The 24,583-nt window shown below is 68.1% G+C and carries 20 protein-coding genes; 1 reads left to right on the top strand and 19 read right to left on the bottom strand.

The window, feature by feature from the left end:
* Positions 1–105: 105 nt before the first annotated feature.
* Positions 106–2,883, bottom strand: a complete 2,778-nt coding sequence (secA, locus tag U9J39_RS20825; protein ID WP_111519097.1) for a preprotein translocase subunit SecA — start codon at positions 2,881–2,883, stop codon at positions 106–108.
* Between the two features lie 257 nt (positions 2,884–3,140).
* On the opposite strand from secA, the gene U9J39_RS20820 reads away from it, so the two are divergent.
* Positions 3,141–3,644, top strand: coding sequence for a hypothetical protein (locus U9J39_RS20820; RefSeq protein ID WP_326347933.1), 504 nt, complete (start codon positions 3,141–3,143; stop codon positions 3,642–3,644).
* A 69-nt stretch (positions 3,645–3,713) separates the two neighbouring features.
* Here U9J39_RS20820 and lpxC read toward each other — a convergent pair whose 3' ends face one another.
* The 18 genes from lpxC to coq7 form a co-directional block, all read right to left on the bottom strand.
* The gene (gene lpxC, locus U9J39_RS20815; protein ID WP_326347932.1) at positions 3,714–4,631 is read right to left on the bottom strand and encodes a UDP-3-O-acyl-N-acetylglucosamine deacetylase; all 918 of its coding nucleotides are present in this window, start codon (positions 4,629–4,631) and stop codon (positions 3,714–3,716) included.
* Between the two features lie 153 nt (positions 4,632–4,784).
* The gene (locus tag U9J39_RS20810; protein WP_326347931.1) at positions 4,785–5,291 is read right to left on the bottom strand and encodes a peroxiredoxin; all 507 of its coding nucleotides are present in this window, start codon (positions 5,289–5,291) and stop codon (positions 4,785–4,787) included.
* Positions 5,292–5,767: 476 nt separating this feature from the next.
* Positions 5,768–6,961 carry a cell division protein FtsZ gene (ftsZ, locus tag U9J39_RS20805; protein ID WP_092306216.1) on the bottom strand — a complete coding sequence of 398 codons (1,194 nt, stop codon included), beginning with the start codon at positions 6,959–6,961 and terminating at the stop codon, positions 5,768–5,770.
* A 179-nt stretch (positions 6,962–7,140) separates the two neighbouring features.
* Positions 7,141–8,373 carry a cell division protein FtsA gene (gene ftsA, locus U9J39_RS20800; protein ID WP_012353950.1) on the bottom strand — a complete coding sequence of 411 codons (1,233 nt, stop codon included), beginning with the start codon at positions 8,371–8,373 and terminating at the stop codon, positions 7,141–7,143.
* Positions 8,370–9,308 (bottom strand): cell division protein FtsQ/DivIB, encoded by a 939-nt coding sequence (locus U9J39_RS20795; protein WP_115681192.1) that lies wholly within the window; start codon positions 9,306–9,308, stop codon positions 8,370–8,372. The genes ftsA and U9J39_RS20795 overlap by 4 nt, the downstream gene beginning before the upstream one ends.
* Positions 9,309–9,335: 27 nt before the next feature.
* Positions 9,336–10,319: a D-alanine--D-alanine ligase gene (locus U9J39_RS20790; protein ID WP_326347930.1), complete on the bottom strand. Its 984-nt coding sequence runs from the start codon at positions 10,317–10,319 to the stop codon at positions 9,336–9,338.
* Complete coding sequence (gene murC / locus U9J39_RS20785; protein ID WP_115681194.1) at positions 10,316–11,740, bottom strand: UDP-N-acetylmuramate--L-alanine ligase; 1,425 nt, start codon at positions 11,738–11,740, stop codon at positions 10,316–10,318. The genes U9J39_RS20790 and murC overlap by 4 nt, the downstream gene beginning before the upstream one ends.
* 21 nt (positions 11,741–11,761) lie before the next feature.
* A complete protein-coding gene (murG, locus tag U9J39_RS20780) occupies positions 11,762–12,832 on the bottom strand; it encodes an undecaprenyldiphospho-muramoylpentapeptide beta-N-acetylglucosaminyltransferase (protein WP_115710909.1) in 1,071 nt (356 codons plus the stop codon).
* Positions 12,829–14,070 carry a putative lipid II flippase FtsW gene (gene ftsW, locus U9J39_RS20775; protein WP_018006235.1) on the bottom strand — a complete coding sequence of 414 codons (1,242 nt, stop codon included), beginning with the start codon at positions 14,068–14,070 and terminating at the stop codon, positions 12,829–12,831. The genes murG and ftsW overlap by 4 nt, the downstream gene beginning before the upstream one ends.
* Positions 14,067–15,581 carry a UDP-N-acetylmuramoyl-L-alanine--D-glutamate ligase gene (murD, locus tag U9J39_RS20770; protein ID WP_326347929.1) on the bottom strand — a complete coding sequence of 505 codons (1,515 nt, stop codon included), beginning with the start codon at positions 15,579–15,581 and terminating at the stop codon, positions 14,067–14,069. Before murD ends, ftsW begins: the two co-directional genes overlap by 4 nt.
* 64 nt (positions 15,582–15,645) lie before the next feature.
* Entirely contained in the window at positions 15,646–16,815 is a 1,170-nt protein-coding gene (mraY, locus tag U9J39_RS20765; RefSeq protein WP_012353957.1) for a phospho-N-acetylmuramoyl-pentapeptide-transferase, read from the bottom strand.
* A 13-nt stretch (positions 16,816–16,828) separates the two neighbouring features.
* Positions 16,829–18,229: a UDP-N-acetylmuramoyl-tripeptide--D-alanyl-D-alanine ligase gene (locus U9J39_RS20760; RefSeq protein WP_326347928.1), complete on the bottom strand. Its 1,401-nt coding sequence runs from the start codon at positions 18,227–18,229 to the stop codon at positions 16,829–16,831.
* Positions 18,226–19,791 carry a UDP-N-acetylmuramoyl-L-alanyl-D-glutamate--2,6-diaminopimelate ligase gene (locus U9J39_RS20755; protein ID WP_326347927.1) on the bottom strand — a complete coding sequence of 522 codons (1,566 nt, stop codon included), beginning with the start codon at positions 19,789–19,791 and terminating at the stop codon, positions 18,226–18,228. Before U9J39_RS20755 ends, U9J39_RS20760 begins: the two co-directional genes overlap by 4 nt.
* A gap of 10 nt (positions 19,792–19,801) precedes the next feature.
* The gene (locus U9J39_RS20750) at positions 19,802–21,607 is read right to left on the bottom strand and encodes a peptidoglycan D,D-transpeptidase FtsI family protein (protein WP_326347926.1); all 1,806 of its coding nucleotides are present in this window, start codon (positions 21,605–21,607) and stop codon (positions 19,802–19,804) included.
* Complete coding sequence (gene ftsL, locus U9J39_RS20745) at positions 21,607–21,918, bottom strand: cell division protein FtsL (RefSeq protein ID WP_018006229.1); 312 nt, start codon at positions 21,916–21,918, stop codon at positions 21,607–21,609. Before ftsL ends, U9J39_RS20750 begins: the two co-directional genes overlap by 1 nt.
* Positions 21,915–22,904, bottom strand: coding sequence for a 16S rRNA (cytosine(1402)-N(4))-methyltransferase RsmH (gene rsmH, locus U9J39_RS20740; protein ID WP_115710920.1), 990 nt, complete (start codon positions 22,902–22,904; stop codon positions 21,915–21,917). The genes ftsL and rsmH overlap by 4 nt, the downstream gene beginning before the upstream one ends.
* 7 nt (positions 22,905–22,911) lie before the next feature.
* Positions 22,912–23,340 (bottom strand): division/cell wall cluster transcriptional repressor MraZ, encoded by a 429-nt coding sequence (gene mraZ / locus U9J39_RS20735; RefSeq protein WP_018006227.1) that lies wholly within the window; start codon positions 23,338–23,340, stop codon positions 22,912–22,914.
* A gap of 437 nt (positions 23,341–23,777) precedes the next feature.
* Positions 23,778–24,401: a 2-polyprenyl-3-methyl-6-methoxy-1,4-benzoquinone monooxygenase gene (gene coq7, locus U9J39_RS20730; RefSeq protein WP_326347925.1), complete on the bottom strand. Its 624-nt coding sequence runs from the start codon at positions 24,399–24,401 to the stop codon at positions 23,778–23,780.
* Positions 24,402–24,583 lie beyond the last annotated feature (182 nt).

Genomic DNA, 24,583 nt, shown 5'->3' with positions numbered 1-24,583 from the left:
GTCTCAGACGAACATGCCCGCGAAGGGCGGGCATGTTCGATTCCTCTTGCGCCACTCCGGTGCTGCGCGGAGCGGCGTCATACCGGATGCCCGGCCTGGCTCAGTTCAGCTGAGCTTGCCGTGGCACTGCTTGAACTTCTTGCCCGAGCCGCACGGGCACGGGTCGTTGCGGCCGACCTTGGGCATGCCGGCCAGCGCCAGCTCGGCGGCGGCCATGGCCGTGCCGGTGCGCGGCGACGGCGCTTGCTCGACCGGCTCGCGGCCTTCGGCGAACTCGTCGTGCTTGTACTGCACGTTCTCCAGGTGCGACAGGCCTTCCTCGATCTGCTCGGAAGCCTGTTCCAGTTCTTCCGGCGACTGGATCTGCACATTGAAGGTCACGCGCGTGACTTCGTTCTTGATCACGTCCAGCAGGCGCGCGAACAGCTCGAACGACTCGCGCTTGTACTCCTGCTTGGGATCCTTCTGCGCGTAGCCGCGCAGGTGGATGCCCTGGCGCAGGTGGTCCAGCGCGGCCAGGTGCTCGCGCCAGTGCGTGTCGATGCTTTGCAGCATGACCGAGCGCTCGAAGCCGGCGAACGACTCACGGCCGACCATGGCCACCTTGCTGTCGTAGCGCTCCGTCGCCGCCTTCATGATCAGGTTGAGCAGCTCTTCGTCCTCGATGCTCTGCGCGCCCTCGATGGTCTTTGCCAGCGGCACTTCCAGGCCCCAGTCCTCGCGCAGTCGCGTTTCCAGGCCGGCGATGTTCCACTGCTCTTCCATGGTGTCGGCCGGCACGTGGTCGCGGAACAGCTCGATCAGCACGCTTTCGCGCAGGTTGGTGACCATCTCGCCGACATCATTGGCCTCGAGCACGTCGTTGCGCAGCTTGTAGATTTCCTTGCGCTGGTCGTTGGCAACGTCGTCGTACTGCAGCAGCTGCTTGCGGATGTCGAAGTTGCGGCCTTCCACCTTGCGCTGCGCCGATTCGATCGAGCGCGTGACGATGCCGGCCTCGATCGGCTCGCCCTCGGGCATCTTCAGGCGCTCCATGATGGCGCGCACGCGGTCGCCGGCGAAGATGCGCAGCAGCTGGTCGTCCAGCGACAGGTAGAAGCGCGACGAGCCCGGGTCGCCCTGGCGGCCGGCACGGCCGCGCAGCTGGTTGTCGATACGGCGCGACTCGTGGCGCTCGGTGCCGACGATATGCAGGCCGCCGGCGGCCTTGACCTGCTCGTGCAGCGACTGCCATTCGTCCTTGAGCTGCTGGATGCGCGCGGCCTTGTCGGCGTCGGACAGGCTGGCGTCGACCTCGATGAAACCGGCCTGCTTCTCGACGTTGCCGCCCAGCACGATATCGGTACCGCGGCCCGCCATGTTGGTGGCGATGGTGATCATCTTGGGGCGGCCGGCCTGCGCCACGATCTCGGCTTCGCGCGCATGCTGCTTGGCGTTGAGCACCTGGTGCGGCAGCTGTTCGCGATCGAGCAGGCCCGACAGGTATTCCGAGGTCTCGATCGAGGTGGTGCCCACCAGCACCGGCTGGCCGCGCTCGTAGCAGTCGCGGATATCGCGCACCACGGCGTCGTAGCGCTCCTTGCCGGTCTTGTAGATCTGGTCCTGCAGGTCCTTGCGCTGGGTCGGGCGGTTGGTCGGGATCACCACCACTTCCAGGCCGTAGATCTCCTGGAACTCGTACGCTTCGGTATCGGCCGTGCCGGTCATGCCGGCCAGCTTCTCGTACATGCGGAAGTAGTTCTGGAACGTGACCGTCGCCAGCGTCTGGTTTTCCTGCTGGACGGTGACGCCTTCCTTGGCTTCCACGGCCTGGTGCAGGCCATCGGACCAGCGGCGGCCGGTCATCAGGCGGCCGGTGAATTCGTCGACGATCACGACTTCGTCGTTCTGCACCACGTAGTGCTGGTCGCGGTGGAACAGGCTGTGCGCGCGCAGGGCCGCATACAGGTGGTGCATCAGCGTGATGTTCTGCGGCGCGTAGAGCGATTCGCCTTCGCCGATCAGTCCCAGCTGCGACAGGATGTCTTCGGCCTTTTCGTGGCCGGCCTCGGTCAGGTAGACCTGGTGGCCCTTCTCGTCGACGTAGTAGTCGCCCGGCTTCTCGACCCCGGTGCCGTCGGCTTTTTCTTCGCCGATCTGGCGCTCGAGCAGCTTGGGGATGCCGTTCATGCGCTGGTACAGGTCGGTCTGGTTCTCGGCCTGGCCGGAGATGATCAGCGGGGTGCGGGCCTCGTCGATCAGGATCGAGTCCACCTCGTCGACGATGGCGTAGTGCAACGGCCGCTGCACGCGCTGCGACGGGTCGTAGACCATGTTGTCGCGCAGGTAGTCGAAGCCGAACTCGTTGTTGGTGCCGTAGGTGATGTCGGCGTTGTACGCCGCCTGCTTCTGGTCGTGCGCCATCTGCGACAGGTTCACGCCCACCGACAGGCCCAGGAAGTTGTACAGCCGGCCCATCCACTCGGCATCGCGCTGCGCCAGGTAGTCGTTGACGGTGACCACGTGCACGCCCTTGCCGGTGATGGCATTCAGGTACACGGCCAGCGTCGCGGTCAGGGTCTTGCCTTCGCCGGTGCGCATTTCGGCGATCTTGTTGTCGTTCAGCACCATGCCGCCGATCAGCTGCACGTCGAAGTGGCGCATCTTCATGACGCGCTTGCTGGCCTCGCGGCACACGGCGAAGGCTTCGGGCAGCAGCGCCTCGAGCGATTCGCCACCGGCGTGGCGCTGCCGGAAGGCCTCGGTCATGCCGCGCAGCTCGTCGTCGGAGAGCTGCTCGAACTTCGGCTCCAGCGCATTGATCTGCGCCACCGTGCGGCGGTATTGCTTGATCAGCCGCTCATTGCGGCTGCCGAAGACTTTCTTGAGAAGGCCCGTGATCATCGATTGCTTTCACCTGCGCGGAACCGGGTGGCATCCCCAGGGAAGGCGGGCTGCCCCGGCGGCCGGGCGCGGTAATGGATAGATTGGCGCAAAACGCCGAGTTTATCATGTGCCGGGGTCGCGCCCGGCGGCGCGGGGCGCTGGCGCGGGCCCGGCTGCAAGCAGTTTGGGATGGTTGCGCCGGCTTCAATCCGGCCGCCCTCGCTTTCGGCCCGCGCTGCCTGCGTGCACGCGCTGCCCCTTGCTAGAATGGACCCATGCGCCGCTTCACCCATCCCGCCCTGCAGACCCCCGCCGCCAAGCCGCTCAACGACTGGCTGGACAAGGCCGGCCCGGTGTCGACGCTGCTCCAGACCGCGCGCCAGCTGTCGGTGCTGGAGGCGGAGGTGCTGGCGCTGCTGCCGGCCGGCATGCGCGCCGGCCTGGCCGTGGCCGGCATCAAGCGCGACCCGTCCGACCCCAACGGCCAGGTCCTGCTGTTGCTGGCGGCTCACGGCGCGGCCGCGGCGCGGGTGCGCCAGGTCGTGCCGACGCTGCTCGGACGACTGCAGCAGCGCGGCTCGCCGGTCACCTCGATCCGCGTGCGGGTGCAGCCCGAGGTACAGCGCCATTCCGACTGGGACGTGGAGCCGGTGGCACGGCCGCGCACCAGCGGGCGCATGACGCCGACCGGGCTCGCCAATCTCGACCAGCTCGCGCGCAGCCTGCCCGATTCGCCGCTGCGCGACGCGCTCAATACGCTGCTGTCCCACCACCGCTGAGCGCCCGCGCCGCGTCCAAAGCAAAAGAGCCGACCTGTGCAGGTCGGCTCTTTTTCTATGCGAGGCCGCTCAGGCGAAGGCCGGCTGGGCCTGCGGCAGGAACGCCGCCGGGGCTTCCTCGACGCGCTCGAAGGTGACCAGTTCGTAGGCTTCCTGGTCGGCCAGCAGCGCGCGCAGCAGCTGGTTGTTCAGGCCGTGGCCGGACTTGTTCGCCACATAGGCGCCGATCAGCGGATGGCCGACCACGTACAGGTCGCCGATCGCATCGAGGATCTTGTGGCGCACGAACTCGTCGCCGTAGCGCAGTTCCTCGTTGTTGAGCATGCGGTGCTCGTCCAGCACGATCGCGTTGTCCAGGCTGCCGCCGCGCGCCAGGCCCATCTCGCGCAGGGCCTCGACCTCGTGCGCGAAGCCGAAGGTGCGGGCGCGGGCGATCTCGCGCACATAGCTGGTGTCGGCGAAATCGATCGAGAAGGTCTGGCCGGTCTTGTCGACCGCGGGGTGGCGGAAGTCGATGGTGAACGACAGCTTGAAGCCGAAGAACGGCTCCAGCCGCGCCAGCTTGTCGCCTTCGCGCACTTCCACCGGCTTCTTCACGCGGATGAAGGTCTTGGGCGCGTTCTGTTGTTCGATGCCGGCCGACTGCAGCAGGAACACGAACGATGCCGCGCTGCCGTCCATGATCGGGATTTCTTCGGCGTCGACGTCGACATAGAGGTTGTCGATGCCCAGGCCGGCGCAGGCGGACATCAGGTGCTCGACGGTGGAAACGCGCGCACCATCCTTCTGCAGCACCGACGCCAGGCGCGTGTCGCCGATGGCCGATGCGGCCACGGGAATCTCGACGGCCTCGGGCAGGTCGACGCGGGTGAAGACAATGCCGGTACCCGCCGGCGCCGGTCGCAGCGTCAGCGTGACCTTGCGGCCGGAGTGCAGGCCGATGCCGACGGTCTTCACCAGGGATTTGATCGTGCGCTGTTTGAGCATGACAGCCTCAACAATTATAAAAATCTATCGTGTTATTTTTTTGATTAAGGGATTTTACCACCACATGCGGGACGCTGCAGCCGGCTTTTGTTTCCGGCTGTTAACACGCCTGTCACAAGTTACGTATTATCCACGTTTACCCGGATGACTGTGTCAGCCACGCAACGCCGCCAGCACGGCCTCGGCGCTGCTGACGCAGAATTCGCCCGGCGCCTCGACGTCGAGCCGGGTTACCACGCCGTCCTCGACCACCATGGCGAAGCGTTTGGCCCGCACGCCCATGCCGCGCGCGCTCAGGTCCTGGTCCAGGCCCAGCGCGCGGGTCCACTCGGCGCTGCCGTCGGCCATCATGCGGACCTTGCCGGCCACCTGCTGCTCGCGGCCCCAGGCGCCCATCACGAAGGCATCGTTGACCGAGACGCACCAGACCTCGTCCACGCCCGCCTCGCGCAGTGCCTCGGCATGCTGCACGAAGCCCGGCACATGCTTGGCCGAACACGTCGGCGTGAAGGCGCCGGGCAGGCCGAACACCACGATCTTGCGCCCGCGGACCAGGTCGGCCACCTTGAACGCATTGGGGCCGAGCGCGCAGCCGTTGCTTTCGGTCTCGAAGAATTCCTGCAGCGTGGCGTCGGGGACGCGGGAACCGACAGTGATCATGGCTTTCCGGTTTTCCTTGGGTGTCTGGGCGGGTCTATGAAGGATAGGACGAATGCGGGGCCGCATGGCGGCGCGTTGCCGCTGGGCAACCTAACGATCATAGGCGCCCGGCCAGCGCTGCCAAAGCCGGATCACATCCGCTTACGTTCGAACCAATATTCGGACGAATTCCGATACACCTGAAGACGCTACAAAGACGTCCGCGCGGCGCACCTTTTGGGTGCGCCGCGCGGACGGCGATACATCCCGACCGGGAAGGCGGGAAACCAGTCCGGGGAGGCGGCCAGCGGCACGCCCGAACCCGGCAACGGGATGCGGGTGAAGTCAGTCCGGCGCAGGCGCGGCGCCGCCAGCAGCCCGGCGGTTCACGTCAGCCATGCAAGGCACGCGCGGATGGGGAGCGCACGTGCATCGCGACCAGGCGAAGCGTTCCGTCAGGCGGCCGGTGGAGGCACCGATGCCGCGCCAGGCAGGCTTCAGTCTGCCTGCTTGCGCAGGAAGGCCGGGATGTCGTACGTATCCACACCCTTTTCCTGCAGCGCCGCCACGTGGGCCGATGCCGACTCACGCGAGCTGCGCCACACTGCCGGCGTATCCAGGTTGCTGTAGTCCGGCGAGCTGTGCTGCGCGGCGGTGGCGGCCATGTTGGCCATCATCTGAACCGGCATGTTGTCGGTGCCGGTCTTGAGCAGCGTCATCGGCTGTTGCTTCTTGGCCGAGCGGCCCAGGCCGGTCGCGACCACGGTCACGCGCAGCGCATCGCTCATCGAATCGTCGTACACCGTACCGAAGATCACGGTCGCATCTTCCGCGGCGTAGCTGCGGATGGTGTTCATGACTTCCTTGGTTTCCGACAGCTTGAGCGAACGGCTGGCGGTGATGTTGACCAGCACGCCGCGCGCGCCGGACAGGTCCACGCCTTCCAGCAGCGGGCTGGCCACGGCCTGCTCGGCCGCCAGGCGGGCGCGGTCGACGCCCGACACGGTGGCCGTCCCCATCATGGCCTTGCCCTGCTCGCCCATCACCGTCTTGACGTCTTCGAAGTCGACGTTGACCAGGCCGTCAACGTTGATGATCTCGGCAATGCCGGCCACCGCGTTGTGCAGCACGTCGTCGGCGCACTGGAAGCACTTGTCCATCTCGGCGTCGTCGCCCATCACTTCGAACAGCTTTTCGTTGAGCACCACGATCAGCGAGTCGACGCTCGATTCCAGCTCGCTGGAACCGTGCTCGGCCACCTTGGCGCGGCGCGCGCCTTCGAAGTCGAACGGCTTGCTGACCACGCCCACGGTCAGGATGCCCATCTCCTTGGCCACCTGCGCGACGATCGGCGCGGCGCCCGTGCCGGTGCCGCCGCCCATGCCGGCAGTGATGAAGACCATGTGCGCGCCGCGCAGCGCGTCGGCGATCTGCTCGCGGGCCTGATCCGCGCAACCGCGGCCGACTTCCGGCTTGGCGCCAGCGCCCAGGCCCGTATTGCCGAGTTGAAGCACGCGCGAAGCGGTGGAACGCTTGAGCGCCTGGGCGTCGGTATTCATGCAGATGAATTCAACGCCCTGGACACCGCGGCTGATCATGTGCTGCACGGCGTTACCGCCCGCGCCGCCCACGCCGACCACCTTGATGATGGTGCCGTCCATCACTTCCGTTTCGATCATGTCAAAGTCCATCACTGCCTCCGAGAAAAATCAGTCCCCAGACGATGCGGCCTCCCCGCCGCAACCCCTGGTTTCTGAACAAGAAACCAAAAAAAGAAAATCAGAAAACTTCCATCTGGCACGCCGGCCTGTCCGGTAGACCGCCCTGCCCGCGCGCCGTTGCATCGTTAGCGCGTCAATTTCCGCATCGATCAGAAATTGCCGACAAACCATTCCTTCATGCGGGTCCACACCTGCTTGACCGACCCGCTCTGCACCGCCACCTTGCGCCCGCGCATGCGCTGCACGCGGCCTTCCAGCAGCAGGCCCATCACGGTCGCGTAGCGCGGGCTCTTCACCACCTCGTGCAGGTTGCCGCGATACTCGGGCACGCCGACGCGCACGGGCTTGAGGAAAATGTCCTCGCCCAGCTCGACCATGCCCGGCATCATCGCGGTCCCACCGGTGATGACCACGCCCGACGACAACAGTTCTTCATAGCCGGACTCGCGCACCACCTGGTGCACCAGCGAGTACAGCTCTTCGATGCGCGGCTCGATCACCGCGGCCAGCGCCTGGCGGCTGAGCGTGCGCGTGCCGCGGTCGCCCACGCCCGGCACCTCGATCATGTCTTCCGGGTCGGCGATCGCCTGCTTGGCGATGCCGTACTGGATCTTGATGTCCTCGGCGTCCGGTGTCGGCGTGCGCAGCGCCATCGCGATATCGTTGGTGATCTGGTCGCCGGCGATGGGGATCACGGCGGTATGGCGGATCGCGCCTTCGCTGAAGATGGCGATGTCGGTGGTGCCGCCGCCGATGTCGACCAGCACCACGCCCAGTTCCTTCTCGTCCTCGGTCAGCACCGCCAGGCTCGACGCCAGCGGCTGCAGGATCAGGTCGTGCACTTCCAGCCCGCAGCGGCGCACGCACTTGACGATGTTCTGCGCGGCGCTGACGGCGCCGGTGACGATATGCACCTTCACTTCCAGGCGGATGCCGCTCATGCCGATGGGCTCGCGCACGTCTTCCTGGCCGTCGATGATGAATTCCTGCGTCAGGATGTGCAGGATCTGCTGGTCGGTCGGGATATTGACCGCCTTGGCGGTCTCGATCACGCGCGCCACGTCGGTCTGCGTGACCTCCTTGTCCTTGATCGCCACCATGCCGCTGGAATTGAAGCTGCGGATATGGCTGCCGGCAATGCCGGTGAAGACCTCCGAAATCTTGCAGTCGGCCATCAGCTCGGCCTCTTCCAGCGCCTTCTGGATCGACTGCACGGTGGCCTCGATGTTGACCACGACCCCTTTCTTCAGACCCTTGGACTCAGACTGGCCCATCCCGATCACCTCGTAGCTGCCGTCGGGGCGCAGTTCCGCCACCACGGCCGCCACCTTCGAGGTGCCGATATCGAGACCGACCAACAGGTCCTTGTATTCCTTGCTCATCGGGTTTTCTCCGCGTTCTTGCTCTTCAGTCGCGTCGGATTGTTGTTGGATGTACCTGAAACCGTTGCGGCCGCCCCCGGCCGGGCGGCGCTGGTCGCCGCGCTCGCCGCCTTCGCCTTGGCCGCTCGCTCGGCCTTTTCGGCCCGCACCGCCGCCGCGATCTGCGCCTCGGTCAGGAAGCGCGCGTTGGCGGCACGGATGGCAAAGCCGTTCGGATAGCGCAGGTCGGCATATTCGATCTGGCTGCCCCACTGCTGCGTGACCTGCGGCCAGGCCGCGACGAAGCGGCGCACGCGCTGGTCCATCGCGGTGCGGTCCTCCTCGTTCTGCTCCCGGCCCAGCTCGACCTCCATGCCGTTGGACAGGCGCGCCCGCCAGGCGTAGCGGCCGGACAGGGCCACCGCCAGCGGCTCGGCCTTGAGCGGCTTGAACCACTGGCGCATGACCTCGAGCTTCTCGATCACATCGCCTTCGCTGTCCGGCGGACCGTCCAGCGCCAGCAGCTGCGCGTCCTCTTCCGCCTCGGCGGTGTTGGCGACAAAGATCTCGCCATAGGTGTTGATCAGGCGGCCGCTGTCGGGCGCGCCCCAGGTTCCCAGCGCCTCGTGTTCCTCGACCTCGACCGCCAGGCCGTTGGGCCATTCGCGCCGCACGCTGGCGCGCCGCACCCACGGCACCGACTCGAACGCCTGGCGCGCCGCGTTGAGGTCCAGCGTGAAGAAGTTGCCGCTCAGCTTGCCCAGCGCGCTGGCGCGCACGCTCGGCGCGTTCACGTGGCGCAGGGCGCCGCCGTCCATCGGCCCGATCTCCACGTGCGTGATGGCAAACACCGGCCGCTGCGCCAGCCACAGCAGGCCCGCCGCGAGCGCCATCAGCGCCACCACCGCATACAGCGTGGAGGCGATCAGGTTGAGCAGGCGTGCGTTATGCCACATGGTCCGGTGCGGTCCTGTCGGGTGAAGTTATTCGGGTTTCCAATGCTCGTTGGGATGCAGGTCCAGCGTGGCGGCGGCCACCACCTGCAGCACGAAGTCCTCGTAGCTGATGCCAACCGCGCGCGCCGCCATCGGCACCAGCGAATGGCCGGTCATGCCGGGCGAGGTATTCATCTCGAGCAGGAAAGGCGTGCCGTCGGCGCGCAGCATCACATCGGCGCGCGCCCAGCCGCGGCAGCCCAGCACGCGGTAGGCCTGCACCGCCAGCGCCTGCACCTGCCGTTCGACTTCGGCATCCAGGCCCGACGGACACAAGTATTGGGTATCGTCAGTAAAGTACTTATTTTGATAGTCGTAGTTGGCTTCGGGCGCGACGATGCGGATCACCGGCAGCGCTTCGGCGGTATCGCCCTCGCCCACCACCGGGCAGGTCAGCTCGGCGCCGTCGACAAAGGTCTCGGCGATGACGTCGTTGTCCAGCGCCGCGGCCTTGTCGAAGGCGGCGCGCATCTGGTCCGCGGCGGTGACCTTGGTCAGGCCGATCGACGAGCCTTCGCGCGCCGGCTTGACGATCAGCGGCAGGCCCAGGTCGGCCGCCACGGCGTCAAAGTCGGTGCCGGCATGCAGCATGGCGAAGCGCGGCGTGGCCAGGCCGTGCGTCATCCACAGGCGCTTGGTGGCCTGCTTGTCCATGGCCAGCGCCGAGGCCAGCACGCCGCTGCCGGTGTACGGCACGCCCAGTTGCTCGAGCAGGCCCTGGATGGTGCCGTCCTCGCCGTAGCGGCCGTGCAGCGCGATGAAGACGCGGTCAAAGCCGGCCGCCGCCAGTTCGGCCACGCCCTGCAGGCCGGGGTCGAAGCCGTGCGCGTCGACGCCGCGCGACTGCAGCGCGGCCAGCACGCCGTTGCCCGACATCAGCGAGATTTCCCGCTCGGCCGAGCGACCGCCCAGCAGCACGCCGACCTTGCCCAGCGACTTGGGATCGATATTGGGATGGGCGACGAAGCTCATGCCTGGCTCCCTTGCAGCGGTTGCTGGTGCGACACCAGTTGGCCGGGCACACCGCCGATCGAGCCCGCGCCCATGGTCACGACCACATCGCCGGGCCGTACGGCATTCAGGATGGCCTGCGGCATCTCTTCCATCTGCTCCACGAAAACGGGTTCGACCTTGCCGGCCACGCGCAGCGCGCGGGTCAGCGCACGGCCGTCGGCGGCGACGATCGGGGTCTCCCCGGCGGCATAGACCTCGGACAGCAGCAGGGCATCGACCGTGCCCAGCACCTTGACGAAGTCTTCAAAGCAATCGCGCGTCCGGGTAAAGCGATGCGGCTGGAACGCCAGCACCAGGCGGCGCCCGGGGAAGGCGCCGCGCGCGGCGGCCAGCGTGGCGGCCATTTCCACCGGGTGGTGGCCGTAGTCGTCCACCAGCGTGAAGGTGCCGGCGCCGTCCGGCGTAGCCACCTCGCCGTAGCGCTGGAAGCGGCGGCCGACGCCGTGGAATTCACGCAGCGCCTTGACGATGGCGGCATCGGGCACCTCCAGCTCGGTGGCGATGGCGATCGCCGCCAGCGCGTTCTGCACGTTGTGCATGCCGGGCAGGTTCAGCACGATCTCCAGCGGCGGCTCGGCGTGCTGGTTCAGCTGGCGCAGCACGGTGAAGTGCATCTGGCCGTCGACCGCGCGCGCATCGACGGCGCGGATCTGCGCGTCTTCGGCAAAGCCGTAGCGCACCACCGGCTTGGACACGAACGGCAGGATCTCGCGCACGTTCGGGTCGTCCACGCACAGCACCGCGATGCCGTAGAACGGCAGCCGCTGGGTGAATTCGATGAACGCCTGCTTGAGCCGGGCGAAGTCGTGCCCGTAGGTGTCCATGTGGTCGGCATCGATATTGGTGATGACCTCGATCACCGGGAACAGGTTCAGGAACGAGGCATCCGATTCGTCGGCCTCGGCCACGATGAAATCGCCGGTGCCCAGGCGCGCGTTGGCGCCGGCCGAGTTCAGCCGGCCGCCGATGACGAAGGTGGGATCGAGGCCGCCTTCGGCCAGCACCGAAGCCACCAGGCTGGTGGTGGTGGTCTTGCCGTGCGTGCCGGCGATGGCCACGCCCTGCTTCAGCCGCATCAGCTCGGCCAGCATCACCGCGCGCGGCACCACCGGGATGCGCTGGCTGCGCGCGGCCAGCACTTCGGGGTTGTCGCCGCTGACCGCGGTCGACACCACCACCGCGTTGGCGCCGCTCACGTTGGCGGCGTCGTGGCCGTGCATGACGGTGGCGCCCAGCGACGCCAGGCGCCGCGTGGCGGCATTGTTGCCCACGTCCGAGCCCGAGACCTTGTATCCCAGGTTCAGCAGGACCTCGGCGATGCCGCTCATGCCGGCGCCGCCGATGCCCACGAAGTGGATGTTCTTGACGATATGCTTCATTGGATTGCTGCTTCGCTCACTTCAGTCCCTGGCCAGCTCGCTGCATACCTCGGCGACGCGCCGGGTTGCCTCAGGCTTGGCCAGTCCGCGCGCCAGGCGCGCCATGTCCTTTAACTGCGGCCGGGTCAGGCTGGCAATGGTCTGCGCCAGGCCCGCGGCCGTCAGGTCTTGCTGCTGCACGAGCAGGGCCGCGCCCTGGCTCGACAAAAACTGTGCGTTGGTGGTCTGGTGGTCGTCCACCGCATGCGGGAACGGCACGAACAGCGCCGCCACACCTGCGGCGGCCACTTCCGACACCGTCATCGCGCCGGCGCGGCAGATCACCAGGTCGGCATCGGCATAGGCGCGCGCCATGTCGTCGATGAACGGCAGCGTCTGCGCCGGCACCTGCGACGCGGCATAGTTGGCGCGCAGCGTGTCGATCTGCTTTGCGCCCGCCTGGTGCGTCACCACCGGGCGCTGGTCCTGCGGCAGCAGCGCAACGGCCTTCGGCACCACCTCGTTCAGCGCCGCGGCGCCCAGGCTGCCGCCCACCACCAGGATGCGCAGCGGGCCGGTGCGCTGGTCGTAGCGGGACTCGGGCGCGTCCAGGCGCGCTAGTTCCTCGCGCACCGGATTGCCGGTCCATTCGCCGCCGGGGAGCGTATCCGGGAACGCGCACAGCACGCGGTCGGCCACCTTGGCCAGCACCTTGTTGGCCAGCCCGGCGATCGAGTTCTGCTCGTGCAGCACCAGCGGCCGCCCCAGCAGCGAGGCCATCATGCCGGCCGGGAAGGTGATATAGCCGCCCATGCCCAGCACCACGCTCGGACGCACCCGCCGCAGCGCGGCGATGCTCTGCCAGAACGCGCGCAGCAGGTTCAGCGGCAGCAGGAACTTGGTCACCAGCCCCTTGCCGCGCAGCCCGCCGAACTGGATGAATTCCATCGGGATGTCGTGCTTGGGCACCAGCGTGGCTTCCATGCCGGTGCGGTTGCCCAGCCAGACGATGTTCCAGCCCTGCTCGCGCAACGCGTGCGCGACCGCCAGCCCCGGGAACACATGTCCCCCGGTGCCGCCGGCCATTACGAGCAGGGTACGCGGCTGCGTCATACCTTGCCTCCGCGCATCAACACCCGGTTTTCATAATCAATGCGCAGCAGGATCGCTAGCGCCACGCAATTCATCAGGATGCCCGAGCCGCCATAGCTGACCAGCGGCAGCGTCAGCCCCTTGGTCGGCAGCAGGCCCAGGTTCACGCCCATGTTGATAAAGGTCTGCCAGCCGATCCACACGCCGATGCCCTTGGCCACCAGGCCGGCAAAGGTGCGGTCCAGCTGCAGCGCGGTGCGGCCGATATTGAAGGCGCGCCGCACCAGCCAGTAGAACAGCACGATCACCACCAGCACGCCGATAAAGCCGAATTCCTCGCCGATCACGGCGAGGATGAAGTCGGTGTGCGCTTCGGGAAGGTAGTGCAGCTTTTCGATGCTGCCGCCCAGCCCCACGCCGGTCCACTCGCCGCGCCCGAACGCGATCAAGGAATGCGTCAGCTGGTAGGCCTTGCCCAGCGCGTTGCTCTCTTCCCATGGATTCAGGTAGGCAAAGATCCGCTCGCGCCGCCAGGGCGACGCGGTGATCAGCAGCGCGAACGCGCCCACCGCCACCCCGACCAGCCCGGCGAACAGCTTGCCGTTGATGCCGCCCAGGAACAGGATGCCCATCGCCACCGCGGCGATCACCAGGAACGCGCCCATGTCGGGCTCGAGCAGCAGCAGCAGGCCCACCACCACCACCGCCACGCCCATCGGCAGGAAGCCCTTGGACACGGTCTGCATCCACTCCTGCTTGCGTACGGTGTAGTTGGCGGCGTACAGCACCACCGCCAGCTTCATCAGCTCGGACGGCTGGAAGTTCATCACCCCCAGCGGAATCCAGCGCCGCGCGCCGTTCACGCCCTTGCCCACGAACGGCACCAGCACGATCACCAGCAGGATCAGGGCAAGGATGAAAAGCTTGGGCGCGTAGCGGTCCCATACCTTGACCGGCACCTGGAACGCGGCCAGCCCCACCGACAGCCCGATCCCCAGCGCGAACGCGTGGCGCAGCAGGAAGTGGCTTTCGCGATAGTTGGCGTAGCGCGGCGAGTCCGGCAGCGCGATCGAGGCCGAGTAGACCATCACCAGGCCGAGCGCGAGCAGCACGATCGAGACCCACAGCATGGGCTGGTCGTACTCCATCATGCGCGAGCGGGTCGGCTTGACGCCCGACACCGCGTCGCGCAGGCCACCCCAGGCATTGCCGATGGTGGCGCCGATAAAACCGCTGCGCTTGACCTGTGCATCGCTCATGGCAGGATCCCCCGGGACAGCGCCAGTTCTTCCACCGCGCCGCGGAACACCTCGGCGCGATGCACGTAGTTGCGGAACATGTCGAGGCTGGCGCACGCCGGCGACAGCAGCACCGCATCGCCGGCCTGGGCCAGCGCGGCGGCCTGCGTCACCGCCTGTTCCAGCGTGGCGGCGTCGACCAGGCTGGCGCCGCTGCCCTGCAGCGCATCGCGCAGCTCGGCCGCGGCGCGGCCGATCAGCACCACCGCGCGCGCGTACTGCGCCACCGGCGCGGCCAGCGGCGAGAAATCCTGCCCCTTGCCCTCGCCCCCGGCGATCAGCACCACGCGCTTGTCCAGGCCCGACAGCGCGGCCACGGTGGCGCCCACGTTGGTGCCCTTGCTGTCGTCGAAATACTCGACGTCGTCGATGGTGGCGACCCACTCCACCCGGTGCGGCTCGCCGCGGTATTCGCGCAGGCCGTGCAGCAGCGCGTTCAGCGGCAGGTCGATGGCACGGCACAGCGCCAGCGCCGCCATGGCGTTGGTGGCGTTGTGCATGCCGCGGATATGCAGCGCGTCGGCCGGCATCAGGCGCTTGTGGCGCACCGGCACCGCTTCCGGCGCGGCCTCGGCCACGGCTTTGCGGCGGCGCGGCTTGCCCTCCCCTTCCGCGTCGGGATCGGGCTCGGCCAGCACCAGCCAGGGCATGCCGCCCTCGCGCAGGATGCCGAAGCTGCCCGGCACTTCGGGCAGATCGATGCCGAAGGTCACCGGGGTCGAGCCCGGGCGCGTCATGTCCAGCGTCAGGCGGTCGTTGCGGTTCAGCACCTGCACGCACGCGTGACCGGCCGGGCCGAAGATGCGCGCCTTGGACGCGGCATAGGCTTCCATCGAGCCGTGCCAGTCAAGGTGGTCCTGCGTCACGTTGAGCACGGTGGCGGCATGCGGCGCCAGCGTATGGGTGGTTTCAAGCTGGAAGCTCGACAGCTCCAGTACCCAGACCTCCGGCAGCGACGCCGAGGCGATGCAGGCCGACAGCTTGTCCAGCGCCGACGGGCTGATATTGCCCGCCACCGCCACGCTCTTGCCGGCGCGCTCGACCAGGCGGCCGGTCAGCGCGGTGGTGGTGGTCTTGCCGTTGGTGCCGGTGATCGCCAGCAGCTTCGGCGCATAGCCGGACTCGGCTTCGAGGTGGCGCAGCGCGCGCACGAACAGCTCGATCTCGCCCCACACCGGGATGCCGCGCGCCTGCGCCGCGGCCAGCAGCGCGCCGGTGGCGGCCTCTAGCGGCGACAGGCCGGGGCTGATCGCCACCAGGCCGATGCCGTCGAGCAGGCTCTCGGCGAACGGGCCGCCGACGAATTCGGCCGAAGTCAGTTCGGCCTGCAGGAACACAAGGTTGGCGGGCGCCTCGCGCGTGTCGGCCACGCGCACCGCGCAGCCGTTCAGGCCACACCAGCGCGCCATGGCCAGCCCCGACTCGCCGAGGCCCAGTACCAGCACATGAGGTTTTTGCAGCTCGCCAAACACTTCGATTTCCTGCCTTTGGTTTCCTGTAACGATAAAGCCGCGCCTCTTCAGCGCAGCGCCTTCCTTAACGCAGCTTCAGCGTCGACAACCCGATCAGCACCAGCAGCATGGTGATGATCCAGAAGCGCACCGTAACCTGCGTTTCCTTCCAGCCGCCCAACTCGAAATGGTGATGCAGCGGCGCCATGCGGAACAGCCGTCGGCCTTCGCCATAGCGCCGCTTGGTGATCTTGAACCACGTGACCTGCGCCATCACCGACAGCGTTTCCACCACGAAGATGCCGCCCATCACGAACAGCACGATCTCCTGCCGCACGATCACCGCCACCGTGCCCAGCGCGCCACCCAGCGCCAGCGCGCCCACGTCGCCCATGAACACCTGCGCCGGATGCGCGTTGAACCAGAGGAACGCCAGCCCCGCTCCACCCAGCGCCGAGCAGAAGATCAGCAGCTCGCCCGCGCCCGGGATATGCGGGAACAGCAGGTACTTGCTGTAGACCGCGTTGCCCATCACATAGGCAAACACGCCCAGGCCACCGCCGACCAGCACCACCGGCATGATCACCAGTCCGTCCAGGCCGTCGGTCAGGTTGACCGCGTTGCTCGAGCCCACGATCACCAGGTAGGTCAGCACGATGAAGCCGGCCACGCCCAGCGGGTAGCTGATCTCCTTGAAGAAAGGCACGATCAGGTTGGACTTGTACGGCATGTCCAGCGACAGCCCGCCCTCGACCCAGTTCAGGAACAGCTCCCAGACCCGCACATTGCTGCTCTCGGACACCGAGAACGCCAGGTAGACCGCGGCCACCAGGCCGATCAGCGTCTGCCAGAAAAACTTCTCGCGGCTCGACATGCCGCGCGGGTCGCGATACACCACCTTGCGGTAGTCGTCGACCCAGCCGATCGCGCCATAGCCGAACGTGACCAGCATCACCACCCAGATAAAGCGGTTGCCCCAGTCGCACCACAGCAGCGTCGACACGGCGATCGACACCAGCACCAGCACGCCGCCCATGGTGGGCGTGCCGGACTTGACCAGATGGGTCTGCGGGCCGATGGTGCGCACCGCCTGGCCGACCTTCAGCTCGGTCAGCTTGCGGATCACCCACGGCCCGAACGCCAGGCCGATCACCAGCGCGGTGACGTTGGCCATCACCGCGCGGAAAGTCAGGTAGTTGACGACCCGGAGGAAGCTGTAGTCGTTTTGCAGCCACTGGGCCAGAGCCAATAACATCGTGTTGTCTTATTTAGTGTGCGGAAGTGTCTGCGACCAGCGCCGCGACCATCCGTTCCATGCGCATGAAGCGCGATCCCTTCACCAGCACGGCGCCCGCTTGCGCCACCATGCCCCCGCTGTCTTCCTCCAAGGCCTTTGCCAGGTCTTGCGCGCTGCCGAAATGGCGGCCGTTGGCGCCGAACGCCTGCACCGCGTGCAGCGCCAGATCGCCGGTGGCCCACAGCACGTCGATGCCGCGCGCCTGGGCGTAGGCACCGATCTCTTCGTGGAACGCCGGCCCCTGGTCGCCCACTTCGCCCATATCGCCCAGCACCAGCACGCGCGGCGCGGCAAAGCCGGCCAGCACATCGATGGCGGCGCGCATCGAGTCGGGGTTGGCGTTGTAGGTGTCGTCGATCACCACGGTGCCGGCCGGCGTGTACTTGACCTGCAGCCGCCCCTTCACGGGCTTGAACTCCGCCAGGCCCGCCTGGATGGCCGGCACGTGCACGCCCGCGGCGAGCGCGCAGGCGATCGCCGCCAGCGCGTTGCGCACGTTGTGCTCGCCCAGCAGCGCCAGCCGCACCTCGAAGGCATGGCCCGGCGCGCGCACCTTCATCACCTGCACGCCGTCGACCAGTTCCACGGTGGCATGCACGTCGGCCTGCTGCGAGGTGCCGAACGACAGCACGCGGCGCGTGCCCGCGGCCGCGCGCCACACCGGGGCGTAGGCGCCGCCGCTTTCCGCGTCGAGCGGGAATACCGCCACGCCGTCGGCAGGCAGCGCCGCGATCGCGGCGGCGTGCTCGTGTGCCACCGCTTCCACGCTGACCATGAACTCCTGGTGCTCGCGCTGCGCGTTGGTGATCACCGCCACGGTGGGCTGGGCGATGCCGGCCAGGTAGACCGTCTCGCCCGGATGGTTCATGCCGAGTTCCAGCACCGCCAGCCTGTGCGTGGCGCGCAGGCGCAGCACCGTCAGCGGCAGCCCGATATCGTTGTTCAGGTTGCCGCCGGTGGCCAGGCGCTGGTCTTCGCCGACGGCCGCGGCAAAGATCGCCGCGATCATTTCCTTGACCGTGGTCTTGCCATTGCTGCCGGTCACCGCCACCGCCGGCAGCGTGAACTGACGGCGCCAGCCGGCGCCCAGTTGGCCCAGCGCCAGGCGCGTGTCCGGCGCGACGATGGCCGGCACCGCGGCGTCGACCTCGCGGCTGACCAGCACCGCAGCCGCGCCACGCGCGACCACGTCGGCAATGAAGTCGTGCGCGTCGAAGCGCTCGCCCTGCAGCGCCACGAACAGATCGCCGGGCTCGACGCTGCGGCTGTCGGTATGCACGCGTGCAAACGGCACGGCGCCGTCGCCGCGAATGCGCGCGCCGGCGATCCAGCCGGCGGCCTGCTGCAAGGTGGTCATGGTGGTCTGGCTCATGCCGATACTCCGCGCGTGGCCAGTGCCAGCCGTACGTGTTCGCGATCCGAGAACGGCCGCTTGCGGCCCTGGATCTCCTGGGTGGCCTCGTGGCCCTTGCCCGCCACCAGCACCACGTCGGCCGGCGCGGCGTGCCGCACGGCATAGAGGATGGCGGCGGCGCGGTCTTCGATCTGGCGCCCGCGCGCGCGCTCGGCCATGCCGTCGGCAATCGCGTCGAGGATGTCCTGCGGGTCTTCGCTGCGCGGGTTGTCGCTGGTCAGCACGACCTCGTCGGCCAGGCGCTCGGCCACGGCGCCCATCAGCGGGCGCTTGATCGGATCGCGGTCGCCGCCGCAGCCGAACACGCACCACAGGCGGCCGTTGCGCGCCTGCGCCACCGGGCGCAGTGCAGCCAGCGTCTGGGCCAGCGCGTCGGGGGTGTGGGCATAGTCGACCACCGCCAGCGGCGCCTGCGCGGCGTCGTGGCCGGCGCCGAACAGCTCCATGCGTCCTTCCACCGGCGCGAGCGCGCGCAGCGCGGCAATCGCCGCGTCCCACGCCACGCCGTTGGCCAATGCCGCGCCCAGCACCGCCAGCAGGTTGCTGACGTTGAAGGCGCCGATCATCGGCGTCGCCATCTCGGCGTGGCCGAAGCTGCCGTCGATATGGAAGGCGGTGCCGGTGGCCGTGGCGCGCACGTTGGTGGCGCGCAGCCATGCGCCGCGCGGGCCGCGCACCGGGGCGCCGGCGGGGCCATCGATGCCGTATTCGATCACGTGCGGCGCGGCCACGGCCACGGCGTCGGCCGCCAGCAGGCGCTGGCCCATGCCGTCGTCGCGGTTGATCACCGCGGTGCGCAGGCCGTCCCAGCGGAACAGGCGCGCCTTGGCGGCCTCGTACTCGGCCATCGAGCCGTGGTAATCGAGGTGGTCCTGGGTCAGGTTGGTCAGCACCGCCACCGAGAAATGCGTGCCGGCCACGCGCTCCTGCTCGAGGCCGTGCGAGGACACTTCCATCGCCACGGCGCGCGCGCCGGCATCGTGCAGCGTGGCCAGGCTGGCCTGCAGCTGCACCGCGTCGGGGGTGGTGAAGCCGGTGGCCTGCAGCGCGTCCGGGAAGCCGGTGCCGAGCGTGCCGATGGTCGCGCAGCGCGTGCCGGCGGCCTGCAGCACCCGCGCCAGCCACTGGCTGCACGAGGTCTTGCCGTTGGTGCCGGTGATGCCGGTCACGGCCAGGCCGCGCGCCGGGTTGCCGAGCCAGCCGGCGGCGATCGGGCCGGCCAGCTGGTGCAGGCGGCTTACGGCGAGATGCGGCACGACGTCGCCGAAGGGCCAGTCGAAGCCGTCGGCCTCATAGACCACGGCGCCGGCGCCGGCGGCGATCGCCTGGGCGATATAGGGCCGGCCGTCGGTGGCGAGGCGGTTGTTGCCCAGCACGTAGGCGAAGAACACATCGCCGCGCGCCAGGCGCCGGGTATCGCCGCTCAGCTGCGCCGAGGCGGCCACGTTGGTACGCAGCCAGGCCAGCGCGTTGCTGGCCTGGGCGGTGACCTCGAGGGGGAGCAGGGGCTTGGCCGTCATCGGGTCGATCTCATTGGGTCGAACTCCACGGTTCGCTTTCCTGCACCTTGTCGCTGACCACCAGCTGGCGGATCGGCGAATCGGGCTGGACGTTCAGCGCGCGCAGCGTGCCGCCGGTGATGGCGGCGAACGCCGGGCCGGCGACCAGGCCGCCGTAGTGGCTGCCGGCGGTGGGCTCGTCCACGCTGACGGCGACGATGATGCGCGGGTTGGACATCGGCGCCAGGCCGATGAACGAGGCGCGGTACTTGCTGCGGTTGTAGCCGCGGCCTTCATGCTTGTAGGCGGTGCCGGTCTTGCCGCCGACGCGGTAGCCCATCACCTGCGCCTCGGGGGCGGTGCCGCCGGGCGCGGTCACGGTCTCCATCATGGCGCGCACGTCGCGCGCCACCTGGGGCGACAGGATGCGCTCGCCGGTGGCGGGGCCGCCGGTGCGGAACATCGACACCGGGATCAGCTCGCCGTCATGCGCGAAGATGGTGTAGGCATGCGCCATCTGGAACAGCGACACCGACAGGCCGTAGCCGTACGACATGGTGGCCTGCTCGATCGGGCGCCAGCTCTTGTATGGGCGCACGCGGCCGGCCACGGCGCCGGGGAAGCCGATCTTGGGCGCCTGGCCAAGGCCTATGCTGGTGTACATGTCCCACATTTCCTGCGGCTTCATCATCATCGCGATCTTGGTCGTGCCGATGTTGCTCGACTTCTGGATCACGCCGCTCACCGTCAGCGCCCCGTAGTTGTGGGTATCGCTGATGGTGGCGCCTTCGAAGTTGTACTTGCCGGTGGTGGTGATCACCGTGGACGGCGTCACGCGCTTGAGCTGCAACGCCAGGCCGACCGTGATCGGCTTCATCATCGAGCCGGGCTCGAAGGTGTCGGTCAGCACACGGTTGCGCAGCTGCTCGCCGGACAGCCGGGTGCGGTCGTTGGGGTTGTAGGTGGGCCAGTTGGCCAGCGCCAGCACTTCGCCGGTCTGGGCGTCGAGCACCACCGCGCTGGCGGCTTTGGCCTTGTGCTTGTCGACCACGGCCTTGAGCTCGTTGTAGGCCAGGTACTGGATCTTGGCGTCGATCGACAGCTGGATGTCCTCGCCGTCGCGCGGGGTCTTGAGCACGCCGATGTCCTCGACCACGCGACCGAGCCGGTCCTTGATCACCTGGCGCGCGCCGGCGCGGCCGGCCAGGCCGCTCTCGCGCGCCAGCTCGACCCCTTCCTGGCCGCGATCCTCGACGTTGGTGAAGCCGACGATATGCGCCATCGCCTCCCCTTCCGGGTAGAAGCGCTTGTATTCGCGGGTCTGGTGGATGCCGTCGATCTTGAGCGCGGCGATCTTGTCGGCGACGTCGGGCAGCACCTGGCGCTTCAGGTAGACAAAGCCCTTGTCCTCGGACAGCTTCTTGCCCAGTTCCTTCTCGGACATGCCGAGCAGCCTGGCCAGCTGGCGGATCTTGGCCGCCTCGACCTGGTTGGGCACGTCCTCGGGCACCGCCCAGATCGCCTTGACCGGCAGGCTGGTGGCCAGCACCAGGCCGTTGCGGTCGAGGATCTTGCCGCGCGTGGCCGGCAGTTCCAGCGTGCGCTGGAAGCGCTTCTTGCCCTCGGCCTCGTAGAACTGGTTGCCCGGCCCCTGGATCCACGCGGCGCGCACGGCCAGCGCGACAAACGCGGCGAACATCAGGAACACCACCAGCTTGGAGCGCCACATCGGCAGGCGCAGGCCCAGCACCGGGCTGGCGGCGAACTGGCCGCTGCGCGGGCGCGAGGCGGTGCCGTTACGGTCACGGCGGGGCGGGTTGGGGCGGGCCATGCTCATCAGCGCGCCTCCGCTGCGCTGGCCGGCGCGGACGGTGCCGGCGGCAGCACGATGCCGGACAGGTACTGGGTCTTGCCGGGGTTGACCGGCGCCATCTTCAGCTGCGCGCGCGCCGCATCGGCAATGCGCGCGCTCTTGCCCAGCGCGCTCTGCTGGTATTGCAGGCGCGACCAGTCGATATCGAGCTGCCGCTCTTCCGCCTGGGCGCGCTCGAGCGCGACGAACAGCGTGCGCGCCTGGTGCTGCGCGCTCACCAGCGACAGCGCGCACAGGATCAGCGCGGCCAGCAGGAAGAAGGTCAGGCGGTTCATGCGCGCGCACCTCCGCCGGCCGGGGCCAGCTTCTCGGCCACGCGCATCACCGCCGAGCGCGCGCGCGGGTTGGCGGCCACCTCTTCGGCGCCCGGCTTGTAGCGGCCGAGCAGGCGCAGCGTCGGTTGCGGCAGGTCGGCCGCACGCAGCGGCGCACGGCGCAGCGCCGGATCGGCATCCTGCTGGGGACGGGCGTGCGCCGTCATGAACCGCTTGACGATGCGGTCCTCCAGCGAATGGAAGCTGATCACCACCAGGCGTCCCCCTACCTGCAGCAGGTCATAAGCCGCCTTCAGCCCTCTTTCGAGGTCCTCAAGCTCTTGATTGACGTGAATCCGTAGAGCCTGAAAGGTGCGGGTCGCAGGGTCCTGACCCTTCTCGCGTGTTTTGACGGCTTTCGCCACGAGCGCGGCAAGGTCGGCAGTAGTGGCGACGGGTCCGCCATCGCCGGATTGGCTCCGGCGAGCAACAATCGCCTTTGCAATCTGTACAGCAAACCGTTCTTCCCCATAGTCTCGTATCACCCTGGCAATGTCCTGCTCATCCGCCTGCGCCAGCCACTGGGCGGCGGTGATGCCGCGCGTGGTGTCCATGCGCATGTCCAGCGGGCCCTCGAAACGAAAGGAAAACCCCCTCGCCGCCTCATCGATCTGGGGCGAGCTGATCCCCAGGTCGAGCAGCACGCCGGCGACATGGCCGCGCCCCGACAGGCGCTCGGCCATGGCCGCAAAGCTCGCGTGCTCAATGGAGAAGCGGGCATCCTTGATGGTGCCCGCTTCTGCGATTGCTGCTGGGTCCTTGTCGAACGCAACCAGGGCCCCGTCTGGCCCCAGCCGGGCCAGTACCGCCCGGCTGTGCCCTCCCCTGCCGAAGGTGCCGTCGACATACACCCCGTCGGGCCGCCAGACCAAGGCGTCGACGGCCTCGTCCAGCAGCACGGTGCGATGCTGCAAGGCGGGGGTTGCCGGGGTTCCGGTAGGACTCATGACCTCTTCAGAAAGAGAAATTCTTCAATGCTTCGGGCATGCCCTGCGCCATCGCCTGCTGTTCCTTGGCGGCGTAGGTCGCGGCATCCCACACTTCGAAATGGCTGCCCATGCCGAGCAGCATGACTTCCTTGTCGAGCATGGCGGCACTGCGCAGCTCCGGTGCGATCAGCACCCGGCCCGCGCCGTCCATTTCCACGTCGGCGGCGTTGCCCAGGAAGATGCGCTTCCACCAGTGCGCATCCATCGGCAGCGCTGCAATGCGCGTGCGGAAGTTTTCCCACTCGGGCCGGGGAAACAGCAGCAGGCAGCCATCCGGGTGCTTGGTCAGCGTCACCCGGCCCTCGGCCTGCTGTTGCAGCGCTTCGCGATGCCGCGACGGAATCGACATCCGCCCCTTGGCATCCAGCGACAGCGCCGATGCTCCCTGAAACAAGCTCGCTCCCGGTCCACGCCGGCCCTGCGAACGGTTCGCCGGCCGGCCTGCGCGTGAATCCTTCCGTTCCGACTATGGTGAGAATCATCCCATGGCCGGGGCCCAATTTCACACAAAAATACACTTCCTCACACTATTTCCCACTTTAGAGGAAGCGATATGGGCGGTCAAGGCTGCAGGCGGGGCTGCAAACGAGATTTTTTTAATCAGAACAATGACTTAGCGCGCACACCTCACGCACCGCGAAAGTGAATCCTTAATGAAATGAAGATCTTAGGGAGGAAAGCAGAGAAACCACCTGAGAACCACTTGCGGAGGAACTGCCGACCGCGCGGAAAAGACCTGTCCCGGCGCGCGCCCCGAGGATACAACAATTGCCCGCCAGCCCTGCTGAATTCAGGGCTGGGCGGGAGACGCCGGATCCCGGGCGGCGGACCTCAGATGCGGTAGGCGGCGGTGGTCATCACGCGCGAGGCACCGCGCATCAGCGCCCGCACCGGCGCCGGCAGGGGCAGGCCGCCGGCCTCGCGCGCGGCATCGCCGTGGCGGATCTCGTCGTCGCGCATCTGCTCGAGGATGGCGCGCGAGCGGCCGTCGGACTCGGGCAAGCGGTCCAGGTGTCCGCCGAGGTGGTGCTCGACCTGGCGCTCGGTTTCGGCCACGAAGCCGAGGCTGACGCGATCGCCGGCGCGGCCGGCGACCCAGCCGATGGCGAAGGCGCCGGCGTACCAGAGGGGATTGAGCAGGCTGGGACGCGAACCCAGCTCGCGCAGGCGCTCGGCGCACCAGGCCAGGTGGTCTTCCTCTTCGCGCGCGGCGGCGTCCATCTGGGCGCGCACGGCGCCGTTGCGCGCGGTCAGCTTCTGCGCCTGGTACAGGGCCTGGGCGCAGACCTCGCCGACATGGTTGATGCGCATCAGGCCGGCCACATGGCTGCGCTCCTCGGCGCTCATCTGTTCGGTGTCCGGCGCCAGCCGGTCGGCCGGGTTGGCGCGCGCCGAGCGCGTGGCGCCGGCAATGGCGCGCAGGGCCACGTCGAATTCTTTGATCAGGGTGTCCATGTCGCAGAGGCGGTTGGAATCGGTGCCCGGGCCAGCCCCGCCATGGTGGGGTGCGCGGCCGCGGCGCGGCACGCCGGGGCGCCATCGGGATTACCCGTATTGTAGCTTGCCTCTAATCGCCGCCAGCCCGCATCCCGCCTTGCGCTGATACGCCCGGCTACTCAGAAACCCTGAGTTGTTAA

This window comes from Cupriavidus sp. SS-3, from assembly GCF_035818815.1.
Lineage (GTDB): Bacteria > Pseudomonadota > Gammaproteobacteria > Burkholderiales > Burkholderiaceae > Cupriavidus > Cupriavidus taiwanensis_C.
Note: the sequence above shows the minus strand (reverse complement) of the source record. Positions and strands in the feature narration are given on the sequence as shown.

Bases quoted from the DNA above. Each gene is read 5' to 3' on its own strand.
- secA (WP_111519097.1), bottom strand. From the start codon at position 2,883: ATGATCACGGGCCTTCTCAAGAAAGTCTTCGGCAGCCGCAATGAGCGG.
- U9J39_RS20750 (WP_326347926.1), bottom strand. From the start codon at position 21,607: ATGAGCATGGCCCGCCCCAACCCGCCCCGCCGTGACCGTAACGGCACC.
- U9J39_RS20795 (WP_115681192.1), bottom strand. From the start codon at position 9,308: ATGTGGCATAACGCACGCCTGCTCAACCTGATCGCCTCCACGCTGTAT.
- mraY (WP_012353957.1), bottom strand. From the start codon at position 16,815: ATGTTATTGGCTCTGGCCCAGTGGCTGCAAAACGACTACAGCTTCCTC.
- ftsW (WP_018006235.1), bottom strand. From the start codon at position 14,070: ATGAGCGATGCACAGGTCAAGCGCAGCGGTTTTATCGGCGCCACCATC.
- U9J39_RS20760 (WP_326347928.1), bottom strand. From the start codon at position 18,229: ATGAGCCAGACCACCATGACCACCTTGCAGCAGGCCGCCGGCTGGATC.
- ftsZ (WP_092306216.1), bottom strand. From the start codon at position 6,961: ATGGACTTTGACATGATCGAAACGGAAGTGATGGACGGCACCATCATC.
- ftsL (WP_018006229.1), bottom strand. From the start codon at position 21,918: ATGAACCGCCTGACCTTCTTCCTGCTGGCCGCGCTGATCCTGTGCGCG.
- U9J39_RS20755 (WP_326347927.1), bottom strand. From the start codon at position 19,791: ATGACGGCCAAGCCCCTGCTCCCCCTCGAGGTCACCGCCCAGGCCAGC.
- lpxC (WP_326347932.1), bottom strand. From the start codon at position 4,631: ATGCTCAAACAGCGCACGATCAAATCCCTGGTGAAGACCGTCGGCATC.
- murC (WP_115681194.1), bottom strand. From the start codon at position 11,740: ATGAAGCATATCGTCAAGAACATCCACTTCGTGGGCATCGGCGGCGCC.
- murG (WP_115710909.1), bottom strand. From the start codon at position 12,832: ATGACGCAGCCGCGTACCCTGCTCGTAATGGCCGGCGGCACCGGGGGA.
- U9J39_RS20820 (WP_326347933.1), top strand. From the start codon at position 3,141: ATGCGCCGCTTCACCCATCCCGCCCTGCAGACCCCCGCCGCCAAGCCG.
- ftsA (WP_012353950.1), bottom strand. From the start codon at position 8,373: ATGAGCAAGGAATACAAGGACCTGTTGGTCGGTCTCGATATCGGCACC.
- U9J39_RS20790 (WP_326347930.1), bottom strand. From the start codon at position 10,319: ATGAGCTTCGTCGCCCATCCCAATATCGATCCCAAGTCGCTGGGCAAG.
- coq7 (WP_326347925.1), bottom strand. From the start codon at position 24,401: ATGGACACCCTGATCAAAGAATTCGACGTGGCCCTGCGCGCCATTGCC.
- U9J39_RS20810 (WP_326347931.1), bottom strand. From the start codon at position 5,291: ATGATCACTGTCGGTTCCCGCGTCCCCGACGCCACGCTGCAGGAATTC.
- rsmH (WP_115710920.1), bottom strand. From the start codon at position 22,904: ATGAGTCCTACCGGAACCCCGGCAACCCCCGCCTTGCAGCATCGCACC.